Raw genomic sequence first — 14,705 nt, 5'->3', positions numbered from 1 at the left:
ACGGGGTTGATGCTGGGCCGCGTGGACAGCGTCGCGGCGCGAGGGCGACACGCGCCACCGACAACCGCCCTCTCCTTCACGGGGCTTGCTCAGGCATGAGTGCCGACCGTATGGGCCAGGGTGCGCAGGCCGGCCACAATATCGGCGCCGGTGGGGGTGTGCTCGGGATCGGTGAGCCACTGCATGATGAGGCCGGAGAGGAGCGCCATCTGGACGGTGCCCAGGGTACGGGTGTCCTCGTCGCCGACCGCCGCCTCGTCGGCTCCGGTGAGGAGTGCCGCGATGCCCCGTCGTCCCTGTGCCTGCCCGTCGGCGAGGTGACGGCGCAGTTCCCCGGAGTGTTCGGCCTGGGTGACCGCTTCGACGGAGGCGAGCCACAGGGCCCGGTGGGTGGAGAACGAGGCGATGATCCGGTCCCACATCGCCTCGTAGCGCTCCGCGGCCGTGGCTTCCGGGGCCCCGAAGCTGGCCAGGGAGCGGCCCACGCTGGCGCCCCATTCCTCGATGGTCTCAATGAGGGCGGCGTTGAGCAGACCTTCGCGGGAGCCGAAGTGGTAGCCGATGGCGGCCATGCTGACGCCGCCCGAGGCGGCGGTGATGTCGCGGACGGTGGTCCGCGCCCAGCCCTTCTCCTCCAGACAGCGGCGGGCCCCGGCGAGCAGGTCTTCACGATTTCCCATAGTGAGAGGCTATGCGGCCGTGAAACGGGCGTACAAGGCGCGCGCCTTATACGAGCGTCCTATACAAGCGTATTGCGCGCACGCCCAAATAGAGACTACGGTCTCCACATCGCCACCGGGGCAGCCACCGGCGCCGGCGGCCTCCACTGCCATCGACTCAAGGGGACTTCGTGAACAGCACGGCTCCGAACTCCGCCACCGCTCCGCACCCGGCCGCCGTCCGCGGGCGCCTCGACCTCGACGGGCGCCCGCTGTCGTATCTGGACTTCGGCGGCGCCGGCTCTCCGATCGTCGGTCTGCATGGCCACCTCTCCGAGGGCTCGTCCTTTACCCCCTTCGCCCAGACGCTGGAGCCCAAGTGGCGGCTGATCGCCCCGGACCAGCGCGGGCATGGGGATTCCGGCCGCGCCGCCGACTACTCCCGGGAGGGCTACCTCGCCGACATCGAGGCTCTGCTCGATCACCTGGCCCTCGACCGGGTCGTACTGCTCGGCCACTCGCTCGGAGCCGTCAACGCCTACCAGTTCGCCGCCCGCCACCCCCAGCGGGTCACCGCGCTGATCAATGTCGAGGGCGCCGCCTGCCTCGGCCTGCAAGGACCCAACCCCTTTGCGTTCCTGCTCGGTCAGCCCTATGAAGCCACCAGCCGGGAGCAATTACTGACGGGCATGGGACCCGCGGCGCCCTACTTCGCCGACCGGCTGCGGCAGAACCCGGACGGCACCTGGCGGCTCCCATTCCACCCGCAGGACATGTACCACTCGGAGGACCTCGTCCACGGCGACCACTGGGCGGACTGGACGGCGTCCGACTGCCCCGCCCTGCTCATGCACGGAACCCGGGGGATCATCCCGGCCGAACAGATCGAGGCCATGGTCCGGCGCCGCCCGGGCACCGTGCCGATCGAGATCGACGCCGACCACCTGATCCCCACCACAGCCCCCGACACGTTCGCCGCCGAGGCAAATAGGTTCCTGGCCTCCCTCTGAGCAGCGTCTGCCGCGCTAGACGCTGGATGCTTGAACAGGTGAGGGCCTTCTGGGTTCGGTGTGGATTACGCCATCTACCGCCGACCGCCAGGAGGCCAGACAGACAGTGCTCGAACAGCGCCTGCGTATCGGGGGCAAGACCGTAGCGCTCCCGTCCGGCCTTCGCGAAGGCCGGCATGGTGCGGAAACCGACGAGGTCGTGGCCCAACACGGTCCGCTGCCACTTCGCCATCAGGGCGAAGGCCAGCGGCCTGCCCTGCTCCGCGTCGGTAAAGGCCACGTCGAGGGCGGTCAGGACCCGCGCGGTTCCCCCGCTGTCACGTCCACCTCGCGTTGCCAGGAAGAAACTCCGGAAGCCGTCGCGGGCCGTTGCTCCGGAGGCGAGGCATCTGCCGCGCCAGGATGGCCAGGAGATCTCCGGCCGGATGAACAGCCAGTCGGCGAGGCTGTCCTTCGGTCGGCCGGACCCGGAGGTCATCTGATTTCGCCCACGCCTCTGGCGAACCGCGAACTCACCGCGTCGACCACCGGAACGTCAGGCGCGATCCAACCGTTCCAGCAGCTCTGTGGCCGACGGTGTCAGCGACCTCTCAAGGAGCAACGAAACGACACGCCACCACTCCCACAGGACCACCGCTCCTACGCCCGACCAGCATCAGGTCAGCAAACGTCCTGCCACAGCCACCCGCAGACAGCCACACCGTGGAATCGTCCGCCACCCGAAACCACTCCCGACACCCGTTGCACCGCGCTCCCGCCGGCGATCCAGGAGCGGGAAGCAGGGCCCGACCGACTCCCGCTCGTCATCCGCGCGACTTCAGGCTTCCTGCAGTTCAGCGCACCCTTCCCCGCGGTTGCAACGGCACCGGCGGCAGTTCCGGTGCAGGCAGTGGCGCTCCGTCGTACCCCTTCACCTTGCCGAACCGTGTCCCTTCCATCCAGTCCCGCCGGGCCTGCTCGATCTCCTCCTGGGAGCGCCCGATCCAGTTCCAGAACATGATCAGCTCCTCCTCGAACGGCTCGCCGCCCAGGAGCATCAGGCCCGCGTCCGAGTCGGCGCGCAGGGGCAACTCGGCGCGACCGCAGCCGAGGTAGAGCATCGAGCCCGGTACCAGGGGCACGCCGTCGACGTGGGCCTCGCCGCTCATGGCCAGGACGGCGTACTCGAAGTCCCGTTCCAGCGGCAGGCGTACGTCCGTGCCGCCGGTGAGGGTCAGGTCGGCGCCGACCAGGGGGGTGTACGTGGTGCCGGGCGAGGTGGCGGTGTCGAGGGTGCCGAGGAGCACGGTGGCCGCCAGGCCCGGGGCGGTGACCCGGGGCAGCTCGGCGTGGAACTCGAAGTGGGGGACGGTGTGCCGGTGGGCGTCCGGGAGGGCCACCCACAGCTGCGCGCCGTGCAGGAGGCGGGCGTGCGGGCGGGGGCTCTCCTCCGAGTGGCTGATCGCGCGGCCGGAGGTCATCAGGCCCAGCTGGCGCGGGCGGATGGTCTGGCGGCTGCCCGTGGAGTCGCGGTGCAGCACCTCGCCCTCGTGCAGCCAGCTCACCGTCTGCAGGCCCATGTGCGGGTGCGGGGGCACCTGCATGCCGGGCTCGTCGGCGATGTCGTCGGGGCCGTAGTGGTCGACGAAACACCAGGCGCCGACCATGCGCCGGCCCAGGTTGGGCAGCAGTCGGCGGACCTCGGTGGACTCGCCGAGCGGGACCCGGCGAGGGCTGAGAAGTTCCCGTACGGGCTCCGTCATCACGAAGCCGCGGCCGCCGCAGAGACTGGGTGCGGCCTCGCGATCAAGGTTGCTCATGCCGCCCAACCTAGACCCGGCGGGGCCTTCGCGTCCGTCGGACCGCGGGCCGTCACCGTGGCGGGCGACAGCGCCTCCACGCGCACCCGGATCAGTAGTGGAATGTTCAACGGTGTCGCGTGGTTGGAGGGGTCGAAGGAGGCTCGAGTGGACATGACGTACTACGACCACGGAACGCCGGCGGAGCGCTGGGAGCGCGCGCGGATGTTCTTCGACGCCAAGGACTACGCCGCCGCGGCCCGCGTCCTGGGCCCCCTGGTCGCGGAGGTGCCCGAGCAGACCGGCCCGCGGCTGCTGCTGGCGCGTTCCTACTACCACTCGGCCCAGCTGCGTCGGGCGGAGGCGGAGCTGCGGATCCTCGTCGAGCGCGACCCGGTCGAGCAGTACGCCCGGCTGATGCTGGGCCGCACCCTGGAGCGGCAGGGGCGGCAGGAGGAGGCCGACGCCCAGCTGCGGATCGCCTCGGCGCTCGCGGGCGACTTCGCCGAACTCTGAGCGCGCACCCCGGGCGTGGCACCCCGGCCGTGGCATCCTGGCGCGATGGGAACCGCGACGGGAAATCCGAGTGATCGTGCCCCGCTTGCCGAGCGGGTCGAGGAACTGCTCGCCGCCGGCGGCCCGTTGCCGATCGTCGCGGCCGGGGACCCGGTGCTGCGGCGCTCGGCCGAGCCGTACGACGGGCAGTTGGCGCCCGCGCTCCTCGTCCGGTTCGTCGAGGCGCTGCGGCTGACCATGCACGCGGCGCCGGGTGTCGGGCTGGCCGCACCGCAGGTGGGGGTGGGGCTGAGGATCGCGGTGATCGAGGATCCGGCGCCGGTGCCGGACGAGGTGCGGGTGGCCCGGGGGCGGGTGCCGCAGCCGTTCCGGGTGCTGGTCAATCCGTCGTACGAGCCGGTCGGCGCGGGGCGGGCCGCGTTCTTCGAGGGCTGTCTGAGCGTGCCGGGCTGGCAGGCGGTGGTGGCGCGCCCGGCCGAGGTGCGGCTGCGGGCGCGGGACGAGCACGGGCGGGCGGTGGACGAGGTGTTCGCGGGCTGGCCGGCCCGGATCGTGCAGCACGAGACGGACCACCTCGACGGCACCCTGTACCTGGACCGGGCCGAGCCGCGCTCGCTGGCGTCGAACGCGGCGATGGCGGATCTCTGGTCCCAGCCGACGCCGGAGCGGGCGGCGTCGGCGCTGGGGTTCGATCTGCCCGGCCCGGCGGTCTGACCGGCCGCCGGGCCCACGACCACGGGGCGGCAGCCGGCTCGGCCCACGAGCCGCCTGCCGGGCACCGCTCGGCCCGAGTTCCTCCATGCCGAGGTACGACAGCACGCGGCCCGGGCGTCCCGACCCGCGGTGACCGTCAGTTGTCCCGGTACGCCTCCAGCAACCTCAGCCACACCTCGCTGATCGTCGGGTACGACGGCACCGCGTGCCACAGGCGGCTGACCGGCACCCGGCCGGCGACGGCGACGGTCGCGGAGTGGATCAGTTCGCCGACGCCGGGTCCGACGAAGGTGACGCCGCGGACGATCTCGTCCTGAAGGTCGACCACCATGCGGGCGCGGCCCTTGTAGCCGTCGCCGTACAGGCTCGATCCCGCCACCGCGATGTCGACGTCGACGGCGCGCACCCGGTGGCCCGCCTGCTCGGCCTCGGCCAGGCTCAGGCCGACGGACGCCGCCTCGGGGTCGGTGAAGACCACCTGGGGTACGGCGTCGTGGTCGGCGGTCGCGGCGTGCGCGCCCCAGGGGTCGGACTCCAGGATCGGTACGCCGGACGCGCGGGCGGCGATGGCGGCGCCCGCGATGCGCGCCTGGTACTTGCCCTGGTGGGTGAGGAGGGCGCGGTGGTTGACGTCGCCGACGGCGTAGAGCCAGTCGTGGCCCGCCACCCGGAGGCTGTCGTCGACGGGCAGCCAGGAGCCCGGCTCCAGGCCGACGGTCTCCAGGCCGATGTCGCCGGTGCGCGGCGTGCGGCCGGTGGCGAAGAGGATCTCGTCGGCCTCCAGGCGGTCGCCGGTGTCGGTGACGGCGACGACGGTGCCGTTCTCGCGGGTGACGGACTCGACGGAGACGCCGGTGCGCAGGTCCACGCCGGCCTCGGTGAGCGCCTCGGCGACCAGTTCCCCGGCGAAGGGCTCCATCCGGGCGAGCAGGCCGCCGTCGCCGCGCACCAGCATCGTGACCCGGGAGCCGAGGGCCTGCCAGGCGGTGGCCATCTCGACGGCGACGACTCCGCCGCCGACGACGATCAGCCGGCCGGGCGCGCTCTCGGCGCTGGTGGCCTCGCGGCTGGTCCAGGGGCGTACCTCGGCCAGGCCGGGCAGCGGGGGCAGGGCTGCGGCGCTGCCGGTGCAGACGGCGACGGCGTGCCGGGCGGTCAGGGGCCGGCGGGTGCCGTCGGGGCCGGCCACCTCCACGGTGCGGGGGCCGGCGAGGCGTCCCTGGCCGCGGTACAGGTCGGCGCCGATGCCCTCGACCCATTGGACCTGGCCGTCGTCCTTCCAGTGCGAGGTGAACTCGTCGCGGCGGGCGAGGACGGCCTGCGCGTCGAGGGGTTCCTCGTTCGCCCGGGCGAGGCCGGGCAGGCGGCGGGCGTCCGCGCGGGCGATGACCGGGCGCAGCAGGGCCTTGCTGGGCATGCAGGCCCAGTAGGAGCACTCGCCGCCGACCAGTTCGCTCTCCACGATGGCGGTGGACAGCCCGGCCGCGCGGGTGCGGTCGGCGACGTTCTCACCGACGGGGCCCGCGCCGATCACCACGACGTCGTACGTGAGGGAATCCGATTGCGTCATGGGGCCAGTCTGGTGGGTGGTGTGCGAGGTGGCCACATGGGTACGTGCGCGGAATACCCACCAGGTCGGCAGTGTTGTGCCGATGGCTTGTCCCCCCGCAACCAGGAAGAGGGATCACCTCATGACCAGCACCGTGGAACTCACCAAGGAGAACTTCGACCAGACGGTCACGGACAACGAGTTCGTGCTGATCGACTTCTGGGCGTCCTGGTGCGGTCCGTGCCGTCAGTTCGCCCCGGTCTACGAGAAGGCGGCGGAGGCCAACCCGGACCTGGTGTTCGGCAAGGTGGACACCGAGGCGCAGCCGGAGCTGGCGCAGGCCTTCGGCATCCAGTCGATTCCGACGCTGATGATCGTGCGGGACCAGGTGGCCGTGTTCGCGCAGCCGGGCGCGCTGCCGGAGGAGGCCCTCACCGACGTGATCGGCCAGGCCCGGAAGCTGGACATGGACGAGGTCCGCAAGGCGGTCGCCGAGCAGCAGGCGCAGGCCGGGCAGAACGGCCAGGAAGGCCGGTAGCGGCCGGGTCGGCCGCGGGTCAGCTCGACTCCCGGTGCACCACCGTCGCGCCCAGCACCTTGTGGCGCTCGGGCGCGGCGCCGGGGTCGTGCACCGCCCGGTCGACGAGTGCGGCCAGGTCGCGGCCGGCGGGCAGTTCCAGGTGGACGGTGCTCAGCCGGGGCCGCAGCAGCCGGCCCAGCATCAGGTCGTCGGCGCCGATCACCGCGGCGTCGCCGGGGATGTGGAGGCCCTCGTCCTGAAGGGCCCGCATCAGCAGCATCGCGTATTCGTCGTTGTACGCGAACACCGCGTCGAGCCCCAGGGGGCGCCAGCGCGCCGCGAGGCGCGCGGCGTCCCCTTCGTCGTAGGCGAGGGGTAGCTCGGTGACCGTGGCGTCGGTGCCGGCCACGGCGTGCCGGGCGCCGGCGAGACGCGGTGCCGAGAAGACGTCCAGGCCTCCTTCGGCGGGCACGACGACGCCGATGCTGCGGCGTCCGCGGTCGTAGAGGTGGCGGGTCGCGCTGCGGCCGACGCCCTCCTGGTCGGTGAGCAGGGCGTGTGCTCCCTCGACGGCCTCGGGGCCGAGGGTGAGCACGGCCCGGGCGCCGGAGCGTTTGAGGACCTGCACGCCCTGCGGGCCGAGGTCGGAACCGGGGGCCAGGACGGCGACCGGGCGCAGCTCGGCCCAGGCGCGGGCGGCCTCGTCGCCGTGGGCGCCGACGGTGCCGTACTGCACGACGGTGTAGTCGAGGCGGCCCAGCGCCCCCTGGAGTTCGCCGACGAAGCGGCTGTAGAGCGGGCCGGCGGGAAAGGACGGCGCCGGCATCAGGACCATGCGGCTGTGTCCGGCGCGCAGGGAGCGGGCCGCGGCGTGCGGGACGTAGCCGAGTTCCCGGGCGGCCTCGCGGACGCGGCGGCGGGTGGCTTCGCTGATCCGTACGGCGCCGGTGTTGTTGAGGACGTAGGAGACGGTCGCGCGCGAGACGCCGGCCAGGCGGGCCACATCCGCACTGGTGGGCACGGAGCGCGCCGCGGAGGGATCGGGGGGCGGCGGATTCGGTATCTGCACCATGACGTACGGCATCCTGGCAGAAGCCGGAGGCGGGGCCTGGGGCGGGGCAACGTCGTTGACCGCGGACGGAGTTCAGACCGCGGGGTCGGTGCGGGTCACCCGGGCGACCAGGTCGAGCCAGCCGGTCCGCAGCCGCTCCGGGGGCAGCCCGCACTGGGCGGTGAGGTGGTGGATCAGCGCGGCGTCGAGATACGCCAGCAGTGTGTGGGACAGGAGCCCGCTGTCGCCGTCCGGCACCGCCTCCCGCAGCAGCAGGGCGAGGTGGCCGAGCAGGAAGCGGCGCGGCGCGGCCGTGTGGCGGCGTTCCGCGCTCGGCTCGGCGGCGAGTTGCAGATCGAGCTCGTCGATGGAGCGGCGCAGCAGCGCGCAGCCGAAGGCCCGCAGCCGCTCGACCGGCGGTGCGCCGGGACCCAGGGGCGGCGGACCGCTCAGGAGCGCGGCCTGGAACTTGCGCTCGGAGTGGTCCAGGAGCGCCGCGAGCAGGCCGGTGCGGTCGCCGAAGCGGCGGAAGACGGTGCCCTTGCCGACACGGGCCTCGGCGGCCACCGCCTCCATGGTGAGGGCGGCCGCGCCGTGCTCGGCGACCAGGCGTCCGGCGGCCTCCAGCAGCCGGGCCCGGTTGCGTGCGGCGTCGGCCCGCAGGCAGGGCTCGTCCTCCTCGGCGCCCGTGCCGAGCTGGAGCAGTTCGGACGGGCCGACGGCGTCCGGGGGCATCGGGAAGGAGGGCGGCAGGGCGGCGGACATGAAGCCAGCGTAGAGCATCGGGAAGAAAACTGGACCGCGGTCCGTTTGAGATGTTAGAAATTAAACGGACCTCGGTCCGGATCGTAACCGCCGTGTTTCGGCCCGCCCGCCATCACCTGTTCAGCAGTGGGAGTACTCATGTCTGTCCGCATCCTCGCGCTCGTCGGCAGCCTTCGCGCCGGTTCGCACAACCGTCAGCTCGCCGAAGCCGCCGTCAAGTTCGCGCCGGAGGGCGCCGACGTGCAGCTGTTCGAAGGGCTCGCCGACATCCCCTTCTACAACGAGGACATCGACGTCGAGGGCAGCGTCCCGGCCGCCGCCGCGAAGCTGCGCGAGGCCGCCCAGAGCGCGCAGGCCTTCCTGCTCTTCTCGCCCGAGTACAACGGCACCATCCCGGCCGTCCTGAAGAACGCCATCGACTGGCTGTCCCGCCCCTTCGGCGCGGGCGCCTTCGGCGGCAAGCCGGTCGCCGTCGTCGGCACCGCCTTCGGCCAGTACGGCGGCGTGTGGGCGCAGGACGAGGCCCGCAAGGCCGTGGGCATCGCCGGTGGCAAGGTGATCGAGGAGATCAAGCTCTCCATCCCCGGCTCGGTGACCCGCTTCGCCGAGACCCACCCGGCGGACGACGCCGAGGTCGCCGCCCAGCTGACCGAGGTCGTCGCCCAGCTGCACGGCCACGCCGACGAGGTCCTCGCCGCCTGACCGGCGCGAGCGGCGCGTACGGGACCGGAGCTCGCCCGAGCTCCGGTCCCGTCGTGCGTCAGGCCACCGCCGCGGCGGCCAGCGCGCGCAGTTCCTCCAGCGCGGCCGCGACCGCAGGACGTCGGTGACCACCGCCGCGCGTGCAGGTCAGCAGCTTGCGGTGCGGCCGTCCGGCACAGGGCACGCGGACGATCGGCAGCTCGGGCGTCAGCCGGGCGAGCCGGGGCACCAGCGCGACGCCGAGCCCGTGGGCGACCAGGTGGGCCGTGACGTTCCAGTCCACCGCGAGATGGACCACGTCGGGAGTGAACCCGGCGGCACCGCACGCCGCCACCAGGTGCGTCCGGCAGGGACTCTGCGGCAGCGGCGCGATCCAGGCCTCGTGGGCCACGTCGGCGAGGTCGGCCTCCTCCCGTCCGGCCAGCGGATGGTCCGCGGGGAGGACCAGATCGAACGGCTCGTCCAGGAGCGGCCGCTGCTCGAAGCGGGTGTCGGCCGACGGCGGGCTGGCGGGGGTCGCCTCCACCACCGCCAGGTCGCTCTCCCCCTCGAAGAGCAGGTCGAAGCTCTCCGCCACCTCCACCTCCCGGATCCGCACCGACAGCCGGGGGTGCCGCTCGCGCAGCCGCGCCGCCATCGGCGCCAGCAGGACGGAGACGGCGACCGGGAATCCCGTCACCCGCAGCGCCCCGGCGGGGGTCCCCTCCCCCGCCCGCAGGTCCTGTTCGGCCTCGTCCCAGCGGGCCTCGATCGCGTCGGCGTGTTCCAGCAGGCTCTCCGCGGCCGCCGTGAGCCGCACCCCGCGCCCCTGCGGCTCCAGCAGGTCGACGCCCAGGTCCCGGGCGAGCTGCCGGATCTGCTGCGAGGCGGCCGAGGGGGTGAAGTGCAGGGCACGGGCCGCCGCGGTGACGGTGCCGTAGTGGGCGACGGCCCGCAGCACGTGCAGCCTGCGCAGGTCAATCATGAAGTGCACGCTTCACGGTGGAGTCCGTGAAGTCAACCTGGACGTGAACGGATCCGTGGCCGCACCCTGTCAGTGGCGCCACGGTGGGACCGAGGCCCACACCAGCATCCCGACGTACCACTGACGCACGAGGAGTCGCCATGCCCAGCACGACCGGTGTCGCCTGCCCGCACTGCGGGTGGCCCGACGGTGCCGAGCCCTTCCAGGTGCTGTCCGCCCACCCCACCGGGGCGGGCGGCACCCTGTGGACCCGGTGCGCCTGCGGTTCGCTCCAGGCCCGCGTCGTCGACGACCACGGCACCCGGGTCGTCTCACGCGGCAGGCCGAGCCCCGCGGGCTGCTAGGGCCCCTCCGGCGGCCGGCCCCGTCCCGCGGCCGGTGCCCCGGGCGTCACCAGGGCAGCGGGCCCGCCGCGTCGAAGTAGCCCCCGGTGGGTCCGTCCGGGCCCAGCCGGGCCATCCGGACGATGACCTCGGCGCCCTCGGCCACGGTCTGCGTGCCGGTGTTGCCGTTCAGGTCGGTCGCGGTGAAGCCGGGTTCGACCGCGTTGATCCGCATCCCGGGAAACGCCTTCGCGTACTGCACGGTCAGCGCGTTGACGGCGGTCTTGGACGCCGGGTAGGCGAGGCCCGGGTACCCGTACCCCGGGCTCCGCGGCGAGGTGAGTCCGGTCAGGGAGGCCAGCCCGCTGCTCACGTTGACCACGACGGGTGCGGCGGAGCGGCGCAACAGGGGCAGGAACGCGTGGGTAACGCGCACCAGACCGAAGACGTTGGTCTCGAAGACCGTGCGCAGCAGGTCGGCGGTCGTGTCCTGCGCCCCCGTCACCGAGTTGTGCTCGCCGCGCTGCTCGACGCCGGCGTTGTTGACCAGTACGTCCAGGCCGCCGTCGGCCGCCACGGTCCGCACGGCGGCGGCGACCGAGGCGTCGTCGGTGACGTCCAGGACGAGGGGGCGCGCGCCCAGTTCCGCGGCGGCGCGGCGGCCGCGCTCGGGATCGCGGGCGGCGGCGTAGACGATGTGGCCCGCGGCGAGGAGACGGCGGGCCGTCTCGAAGCCGAGGCCCTTGTTGGCTCCGGTGATCAGTGTGGTCGTCATGGGGCCAAGCGTGCGGCGCGCCGGTGCGGGCAGCCAGGCGTCCGGTCTTCCTGGGACCACGGGTACCAGGAAGACCCGGTGCGGCGGTGTTCACTGGGGGCATGACGGCTACGGAGTTCGGGCGGGCGCTGCGGTTGCGCAGGGACCGGGTCTCGCCCGAGGCGGCCGGGTTGCCCTCGGGCGGGCACCGGCGGGCGGCGGGGCTGCGGCGCGAGGAGCTGGCCCTGCTGGCCGGTGTCTCCGTCGACTACGTCACCCGCCTCGAACAGGGCCGGGCGGCCCACCCTTCGGCGCAGGTCGTCGAGGCCCTCGTACGGGCGCTGCGGCTGCCCGCCGAGGAGCGCGCGCACCTGTTCCGGCTGGCCGGGCTGGTCCCGCCGGGTCCCGAGACCGTTCCGGCGTACATCCCGCCGAGCGTCCACCGGCTGCTCGACCGGTTGGCCGGCACCCCGGTCGTCGTGTACGACGCGGCATGGACGGTGCTGCTCGCCAATGCGCCCTACGCGGCGTTGATGGGCGACCCGTCCCACTGGCGGGGCCCGGAGCGCAACGGCGTGTGGCGCAACTTCGTCGGGCCGGGCAGCCGGGCCCGGTACACGCCCGAGGAGCGCCGGGCGGTCGAGGCGGCCCTCGTCGCGGACCTGCGGGCCACCGCCGCCCGCTACCCCGCCGACCGCGGGCTGGCCCGGCTGGTCGCGGAGCTGCGGGAGCGCAGCGAGCGGTTCGACGAGCTGTGGCGGGCGGACGCGGTCGGCCGGCACGAGGCGGCCCGCAAGACCGTCGACCATCCGCGGGTGGGGCCCCTCACCCTGGACTGCGACGTGCTCGGTGTGGCGGGCAGCGATCTGCGGATCATGGTCTACACGGCCGAGCCGGACACCGCGGACGCGGAGCGGCTCGCCCTGCTCACCGTCCTGGGCACCCAGGAGCTGGTGGAGTAGGCGTCACGCCCGCTCCTGCCCCCGCGTGACCCACAGACTGCTGGCCGTGGTGATAGCGAGGACGAGCACGATGAACCCGAGCGAGAAGGGGATGCCGATCTCGGGCACGTGCACGCCCGACTCGTGCAGGGCGTGCAGCACCAGCTTGACGCCGATGAACCCCAGGATGACGGACAGGCCGTAGGAGAGGTGGACCAGCTTCCGCAGCAGGCCGCCGATGAGGAAGTACAGCTGGCGCAGGCCCATCAGGGCGAACGCGTTGGCGGTGAACACGATGTACGGGTCCTGGGTCAGCCCGTAGATGGCGGGGATGGAGTCCAGGGCGAACAGGACGTCGGTGAACCCGATGGCGAGCATCACGACCAGCATCGGGGTCATCACCCGCCTGCCGTTCTCCTCCACCCACAGCCGGGTGCCGTGGTACCGGTCGGCGACACCGAAACGGCGCTCGATCGACTTCAGCAACTTGTTCTCCTCGTACTCCTGCTCGTGCCCGCCCTTGCGGGCGTCCTGGACGAGCTTCCAGGCGGTCCAGATCAGGAAGGCGCCGAAGAGGTAGAACACCCAGGAGAACGCGGAGATCATCGCGGCGCCGGCCGCGATGAACCCGGCGCGCAGCACGAGTGCCACCAGGACGCCGACCATCAGCACCCGCTGCTGGTACTGCGAGGGCACCGCGAACTTGGCCATGATCAGCACGAAGACGAAGAGGTTGTCGACGCTGAGGGACTTCTCGGTGATGTAGCCGGCGAAGAACTCGCCCCCGGGCCCGCCCCCGCCCACCGCGAGCAGCCCCACGCCGAACAGGCAGGCCAGGACCACCCAGACGGCGGTCCAGATCCCGGCCTCCCTGAGGGACACGTCGTGCGGCTTGCGCCCGATGAAGAAGTCGGCGGCAACGAGGACGCCGAGGCCCGCGACGGTCAGCAGCCAGGTGCTGAGGGAGACGTTCACCGGTGCTCCTCAGTGCGGGACGGGTCGTGTACGGGTGGGCCCTCGGTCCGGGGGTCTCGGTCCGGGTGGTCTCGGTCCGGGGGGTCTCGGTCCGGGGGGTCTCGGTCCAGGTGGTCTCGGTCAGGGTGGTTCTTGGTCAGGGTGTTTCCGGGATGCGGCGCAGGCAACCCGGCACCGTGCCCGGCCCCACGCACCGAGACCGGCGCGCGCCGGCCGATTCCGACGTGACGGGAGCCCCGGATGAACCTTCGGCCCTCGCATCCGCCCCCTGCCCGCCGTGGCCCGCGTATCGGCGTACTGGGGTCCTACGGCGGCTTCAACACCGGCGACGAGGCGATACTGACCTGCGTGCTGAGCTGTCTGCGCGCCCGGCGGCCACACGCGCACCTCGTGGTGCTGAGCCGGAACGCGGAGCACACCCGGACCCATCACCCCGACGCCGACGAGGTGGTGCCCTGGGAGGGGGTCAGCCGCAACCACGTCCTCGACGTGCTGCCCGGTCTGGACCTGTTGGTGCTGGGCGGCGGCGGAATCCTGTACGACGGCGAGGCACGGCGCTATCTGCGGCTGGTGCGCGCCGCGCAGATCCGGCAGGTGCCCACCTTCGCCTACGCCGTCGGTGCCGGGCCGCTGACCGACGCCGAGGACCGGGACGCGGTGCGGACGGTGCTGGCGGAGATGGACGACGTCGTGGTGCGCGACGAGGAGTCGCGGCTGGTGCTCGAGGAGGTCGGCCTGGAGCGGGAGGTCCAGGTCACCGCCGACCCGGCGCTGCTGCTGGCTCCGGAGCCGTTCACCGAGGCGATGATGCGCGACGAGGGCTTCCCGTCCGGCGCCCGGCTGGTGGGGATGTCGGTGCGCGAGCCGGGGCGGGCCGCCGAGAAGCTCGACGAGGCCGACTACCACGCGCTGCTCGCCGACGTGGCGGACTTCCTGGTCCGCCGGCTGGACGCGCGCGTGGTGTTCCTGCCGATGGAACGGCACGACGTACGGCACGCGCACGCCGTGCTGTCCCACATGACGGCCCCGGACCAGGGCCGCATCCTGCACGGCGACTACAGCCCGGGGCAGGTGCTCGGCTTCATGCGCCATCTCGACGTGGCCGTGGGCATGCGGCTGCACTTCGTGATCTTCGCCGCGCTCACCGGCGTGCCGGTGCTGCCGCTGCCGTACTCCGGCAAGGTCTTCGACTTCGCGCGCCGGCTGGGCGCCCCGGCGCTGGTGGGGGTGGCGCGGGAACAGGCCGGGCTGCTGCTGGCCGAGGTGGACCGGCTCTGGGACGAGTACCCGCAGCGCCGGGACGAACTGCGAACCCGGATGGACGAGCTGTCCGCGTCGGCGCGGGAGACCTGTGAGCGGTGCGGATCCCTGCTCGACGAGATCGGCGCCGCACGCGGGTCGGACGGCACCGCGACGAACGAGGTGCCGGACGACGCGGGACCGCCGGACGAGAGGCCGACCGACCACGGGCCGACCGACCAAGG

The 14,705-nt window shown here is 73.0% G+C and carries 15 protein-coding genes and 1 pseudogene; 8 read left to right on the top strand and 8 right to left on the bottom strand.

Annotation, left to right across the window (positions count from 1 at the left end; genetic code table 11):
• Nucleotides 1–89: 89 nt before the first annotated feature.
• Nucleotides 90–680, bottom strand: coding sequence for a TetR/AcrR family transcriptional regulator (locus IE94_RS0122480; RefSeq protein WP_030187148.1), 591 nt, complete (start codon nt 678–680; stop codon nt 90–92).
• 170 nt (nt 681–850) lie between these two features.
• Between IE94_RS0122480 and IE94_RS0122475 the strand changes: the two genes are divergently transcribed.
• On the top strand, nt 851–1,669 hold the full coding sequence (locus IE94_RS0122475) for an alpha/beta fold hydrolase (protein ID WP_030187147.1): 819 nt from the start codon (nt 851–853) through the stop codon (nt 1,667–1,669).
• Between the two features lie 833 nt (nt 1,670–2,502).
• On the opposite strand, the gene IE94_RS0122470 is transcribed toward IE94_RS0122475, so the two are convergent.
• Complete coding sequence (locus tag IE94_RS0122470; protein WP_030187146.1) at nt 2,503–3,468, bottom strand: pirin family protein; 966 nt, start codon at nt 3,466–3,468, stop codon at nt 2,503–2,505.
• Nucleotides 3,469–3,615: 147 nt separating this feature from the next.
• Between IE94_RS0122470 and IE94_RS0122465 the strand changes: the two genes are divergently transcribed.
• Together IE94_RS0122465 and IE94_RS0122460 are read left to right on the top strand one after the other, a co-directional pair.
• Nucleotides 3,616–3,963 (top strand): tetratricopeptide repeat protein, encoded by a 348-nt coding sequence (locus tag IE94_RS0122465; protein WP_030187145.1) that lies wholly within the window; start codon nt 3,616–3,618, stop codon nt 3,961–3,963.
• A 45-nt stretch (nt 3,964–4,008) separates the two neighbouring features.
• Entirely contained in the window at nt 4,009–4,677 is a 669-nt protein-coding gene (locus tag IE94_RS0122460; RefSeq protein WP_030187144.1) for a peptide deformylase, read from the top strand.
• 136 nt (nt 4,678–4,813) lie between these two features.
• On the opposite strand, the gene IE94_RS0122455 is transcribed toward IE94_RS0122460, so the two are convergent.
• Nucleotides 4,814–6,247: a dihydrolipoyl dehydrogenase family protein gene (locus IE94_RS0122455; RefSeq protein WP_030187142.1), complete on the bottom strand. Its 1,434-nt coding sequence runs from the start codon at nt 6,245–6,247 to the stop codon at nt 4,814–4,816.
• Nucleotides 6,248–6,368: 121 nt separating this feature from the next.
• On the opposite strand from IE94_RS0122455, the gene trxA reads away from it, so the two are divergent.
• Complete coding sequence (gene trxA, locus IE94_RS0122450) at nt 6,369–6,764, top strand: thioredoxin (RefSeq protein ID WP_030187139.1); 396 nt, start codon at nt 6,369–6,371, stop codon at nt 6,762–6,764.
• Nucleotides 6,765–6,783: 19 nt separating this feature from the next.
• Here trxA and IE94_RS0122445 read toward each other — a convergent pair whose 3' ends face one another.
• Nucleotides 6,784–7,818 (bottom strand): LacI family DNA-binding transcriptional regulator, encoded by a 1,035-nt coding sequence (locus IE94_RS0122445; protein WP_030187136.1) that lies wholly within the window; start codon nt 7,816–7,818, stop codon nt 6,784–6,786.
• A gap of 72 nt (nt 7,819–7,890) precedes the next feature.
• Nucleotides 7,891–8,562, bottom strand: coding sequence for a TetR/AcrR family transcriptional regulator (locus IE94_RS0122440; RefSeq protein WP_037923278.1), 672 nt, complete (start codon nt 8,560–8,562; stop codon nt 7,891–7,893).
• 138 nt (nt 8,563–8,700) lie between these two features.
• Here IE94_RS0122440 and IE94_RS0122435 point away from each other — a divergent pair, with 138 nt between their 5' ends.
• On the top strand, nt 8,701–9,264 hold the full coding sequence (locus tag IE94_RS0122435; RefSeq protein WP_030187130.1) for an NAD(P)H-dependent oxidoreductase: 564 nt from the start codon (nt 8,701–8,703) through the stop codon (nt 9,262–9,264).
• A gap of 58 nt (nt 9,265–9,322) precedes the next feature.
• On the opposite strand, the gene IE94_RS0122430 is transcribed toward IE94_RS0122435, so the two are convergent.
• Nucleotides 9,323–10,228: a LysR family transcriptional regulator gene (locus IE94_RS0122430; protein WP_030187128.1), complete on the bottom strand. Its 906-nt coding sequence runs from the start codon at nt 10,226–10,228 to the stop codon at nt 9,323–9,325.
• A 140-nt stretch (nt 10,229–10,368) separates the two neighbouring features.
• On the opposite strand from IE94_RS0122430, the gene IE94_RS0122425 reads away from it, so the two are divergent.
• Entirely contained in the window at nt 10,369–10,572 is a 204-nt protein-coding gene (locus IE94_RS0122425) for a hypothetical protein (RefSeq protein WP_030187126.1), read from the top strand.
• Nucleotides 10,573–10,618: 46 nt separating this feature from the next.
• On the opposite strand, the gene IE94_RS0122420 is transcribed toward IE94_RS0122425, so the two are convergent.
• On the bottom strand, nt 10,619–11,326 hold the full coding sequence (locus IE94_RS0122420) for an SDR family NAD(P)-dependent oxidoreductase (RefSeq protein ID WP_030187123.1): 708 nt from the start codon (nt 11,324–11,326) through the stop codon (nt 10,619–10,621).
• 101 nt (nt 11,327–11,427) lie between these two features.
• On the opposite strand from IE94_RS0122420, the gene IE94_RS0122415 reads away from it, so the two are divergent.
• Nucleotides 11,428–12,267, top strand: a complete 840-nt coding sequence (locus IE94_RS0122415; protein WP_030187121.1) for a helix-turn-helix transcriptional regulator — start codon at nt 11,428–11,430, stop codon at nt 12,265–12,267.
• 3 nt (nt 12,268–12,270) lie between these two features.
• Here the strand turns inward: IE94_RS0122415 and IE94_RS0122410 are convergent, their stop codons facing one another.
• The gene (locus IE94_RS0122410; protein WP_030187119.1) at nt 12,271–13,221 is read right to left on the bottom strand and encodes a TerC family protein; all 951 of its coding nucleotides are present in this window, start codon (nt 13,219–13,221) and stop codon (nt 12,271–12,273) included.
• Between the two features lie 240 nt (nt 13,222–13,461).
• Between IE94_RS0122410 and IE94_RS0122405 the strand changes: the two are divergent.
• Nucleotides 13,462–14,631 (top strand): annotated as a pseudogene (locus tag IE94_RS0122405) (polysaccharide pyruvyl transferase family protein); the annotation flags it as partial.
• Between the last annotated feature and the right edge of the window lie 74 nt (nt 14,632–14,705).

The organism is Streptomyces violaceorubidus, from assembly GCF_000717995.1.
Classification (GTDB): domain Bacteria; phylum Actinomycetota; class Actinomycetes; order Streptomycetales; family Streptomycetaceae; genus Streptomyces; species Streptomyces violaceorubidus.
This window is presented reverse-complemented; position numbering and strand designations above follow the sequence as displayed.

Coding starts and splice junctions, on each gene's coding strand:
- IE94_RS0122425 (WP_030187126.1), top strand. CDS start 10,369: ATGCCCAGCACGACCGGTGTCGCCTGCCCGCACTGCGGGTGGCCCGAC.
- IE94_RS0122430 (WP_030187128.1), bottom strand. CDS start 10,228: ATGATTGACCTGCGCAGGCTGCACGTGCTGCGGGCCGTCGCCCACTAC.
- IE94_RS0122455 (WP_030187142.1), bottom strand. CDS start 6,247: ATGACGCAATCGGATTCCCTCACGTACGACGTCGTGGTGATCGGCGCG.
- IE94_RS0122435 (WP_030187130.1), top strand. CDS start 8,701: ATGTCTGTCCGCATCCTCGCGCTCGTCGGCAGCCTTCGCGCCGGTTCG.
- IE94_RS0122440 (WP_037923278.1), bottom strand. CDS start 8,562: ATGTCCGCCGCCCTGCCGCCCTCCTTCCCGATGCCCCCGGACGCCGTC.
- IE94_RS0122445 (WP_030187136.1), bottom strand. CDS start 7,818: ATGGTGCAGATACCGAATCCGCCGCCCCCCGATCCCTCCGCGGCGCGC.
- trxA (WP_030187139.1), top strand. CDS start 6,369: ATGACCAGCACCGTGGAACTCACCAAGGAGAACTTCGACCAGACGGTC.
- IE94_RS0122480 (WP_030187148.1), bottom strand. CDS start 680: ATGGGAAATCGTGAAGACCTGCTCGCCGGGGCCCGCCGCTGTCTGGAG.
- IE94_RS0122470 (WP_030187146.1), bottom strand. CDS start 3,468: ATGAGCAACCTTGATCGCGAGGCCGCACCCAGTCTCTGCGGCGGCCGC.
- IE94_RS0122415 (WP_030187121.1), top strand. CDS start 11,428: ATGACGGCTACGGAGTTCGGGCGGGCGCTGCGGTTGCGCAGGGACCGG.
- IE94_RS0122460 (WP_030187144.1), top strand. CDS start 4,009: ATGGGAACCGCGACGGGAAATCCGAGTGATCGTGCCCCGCTTGCCGAG.
- IE94_RS0122420 (WP_030187123.1), bottom strand. CDS start 11,326: ATGACGACCACACTGATCACCGGAGCCAACAAGGGCCTCGGCTTCGAG.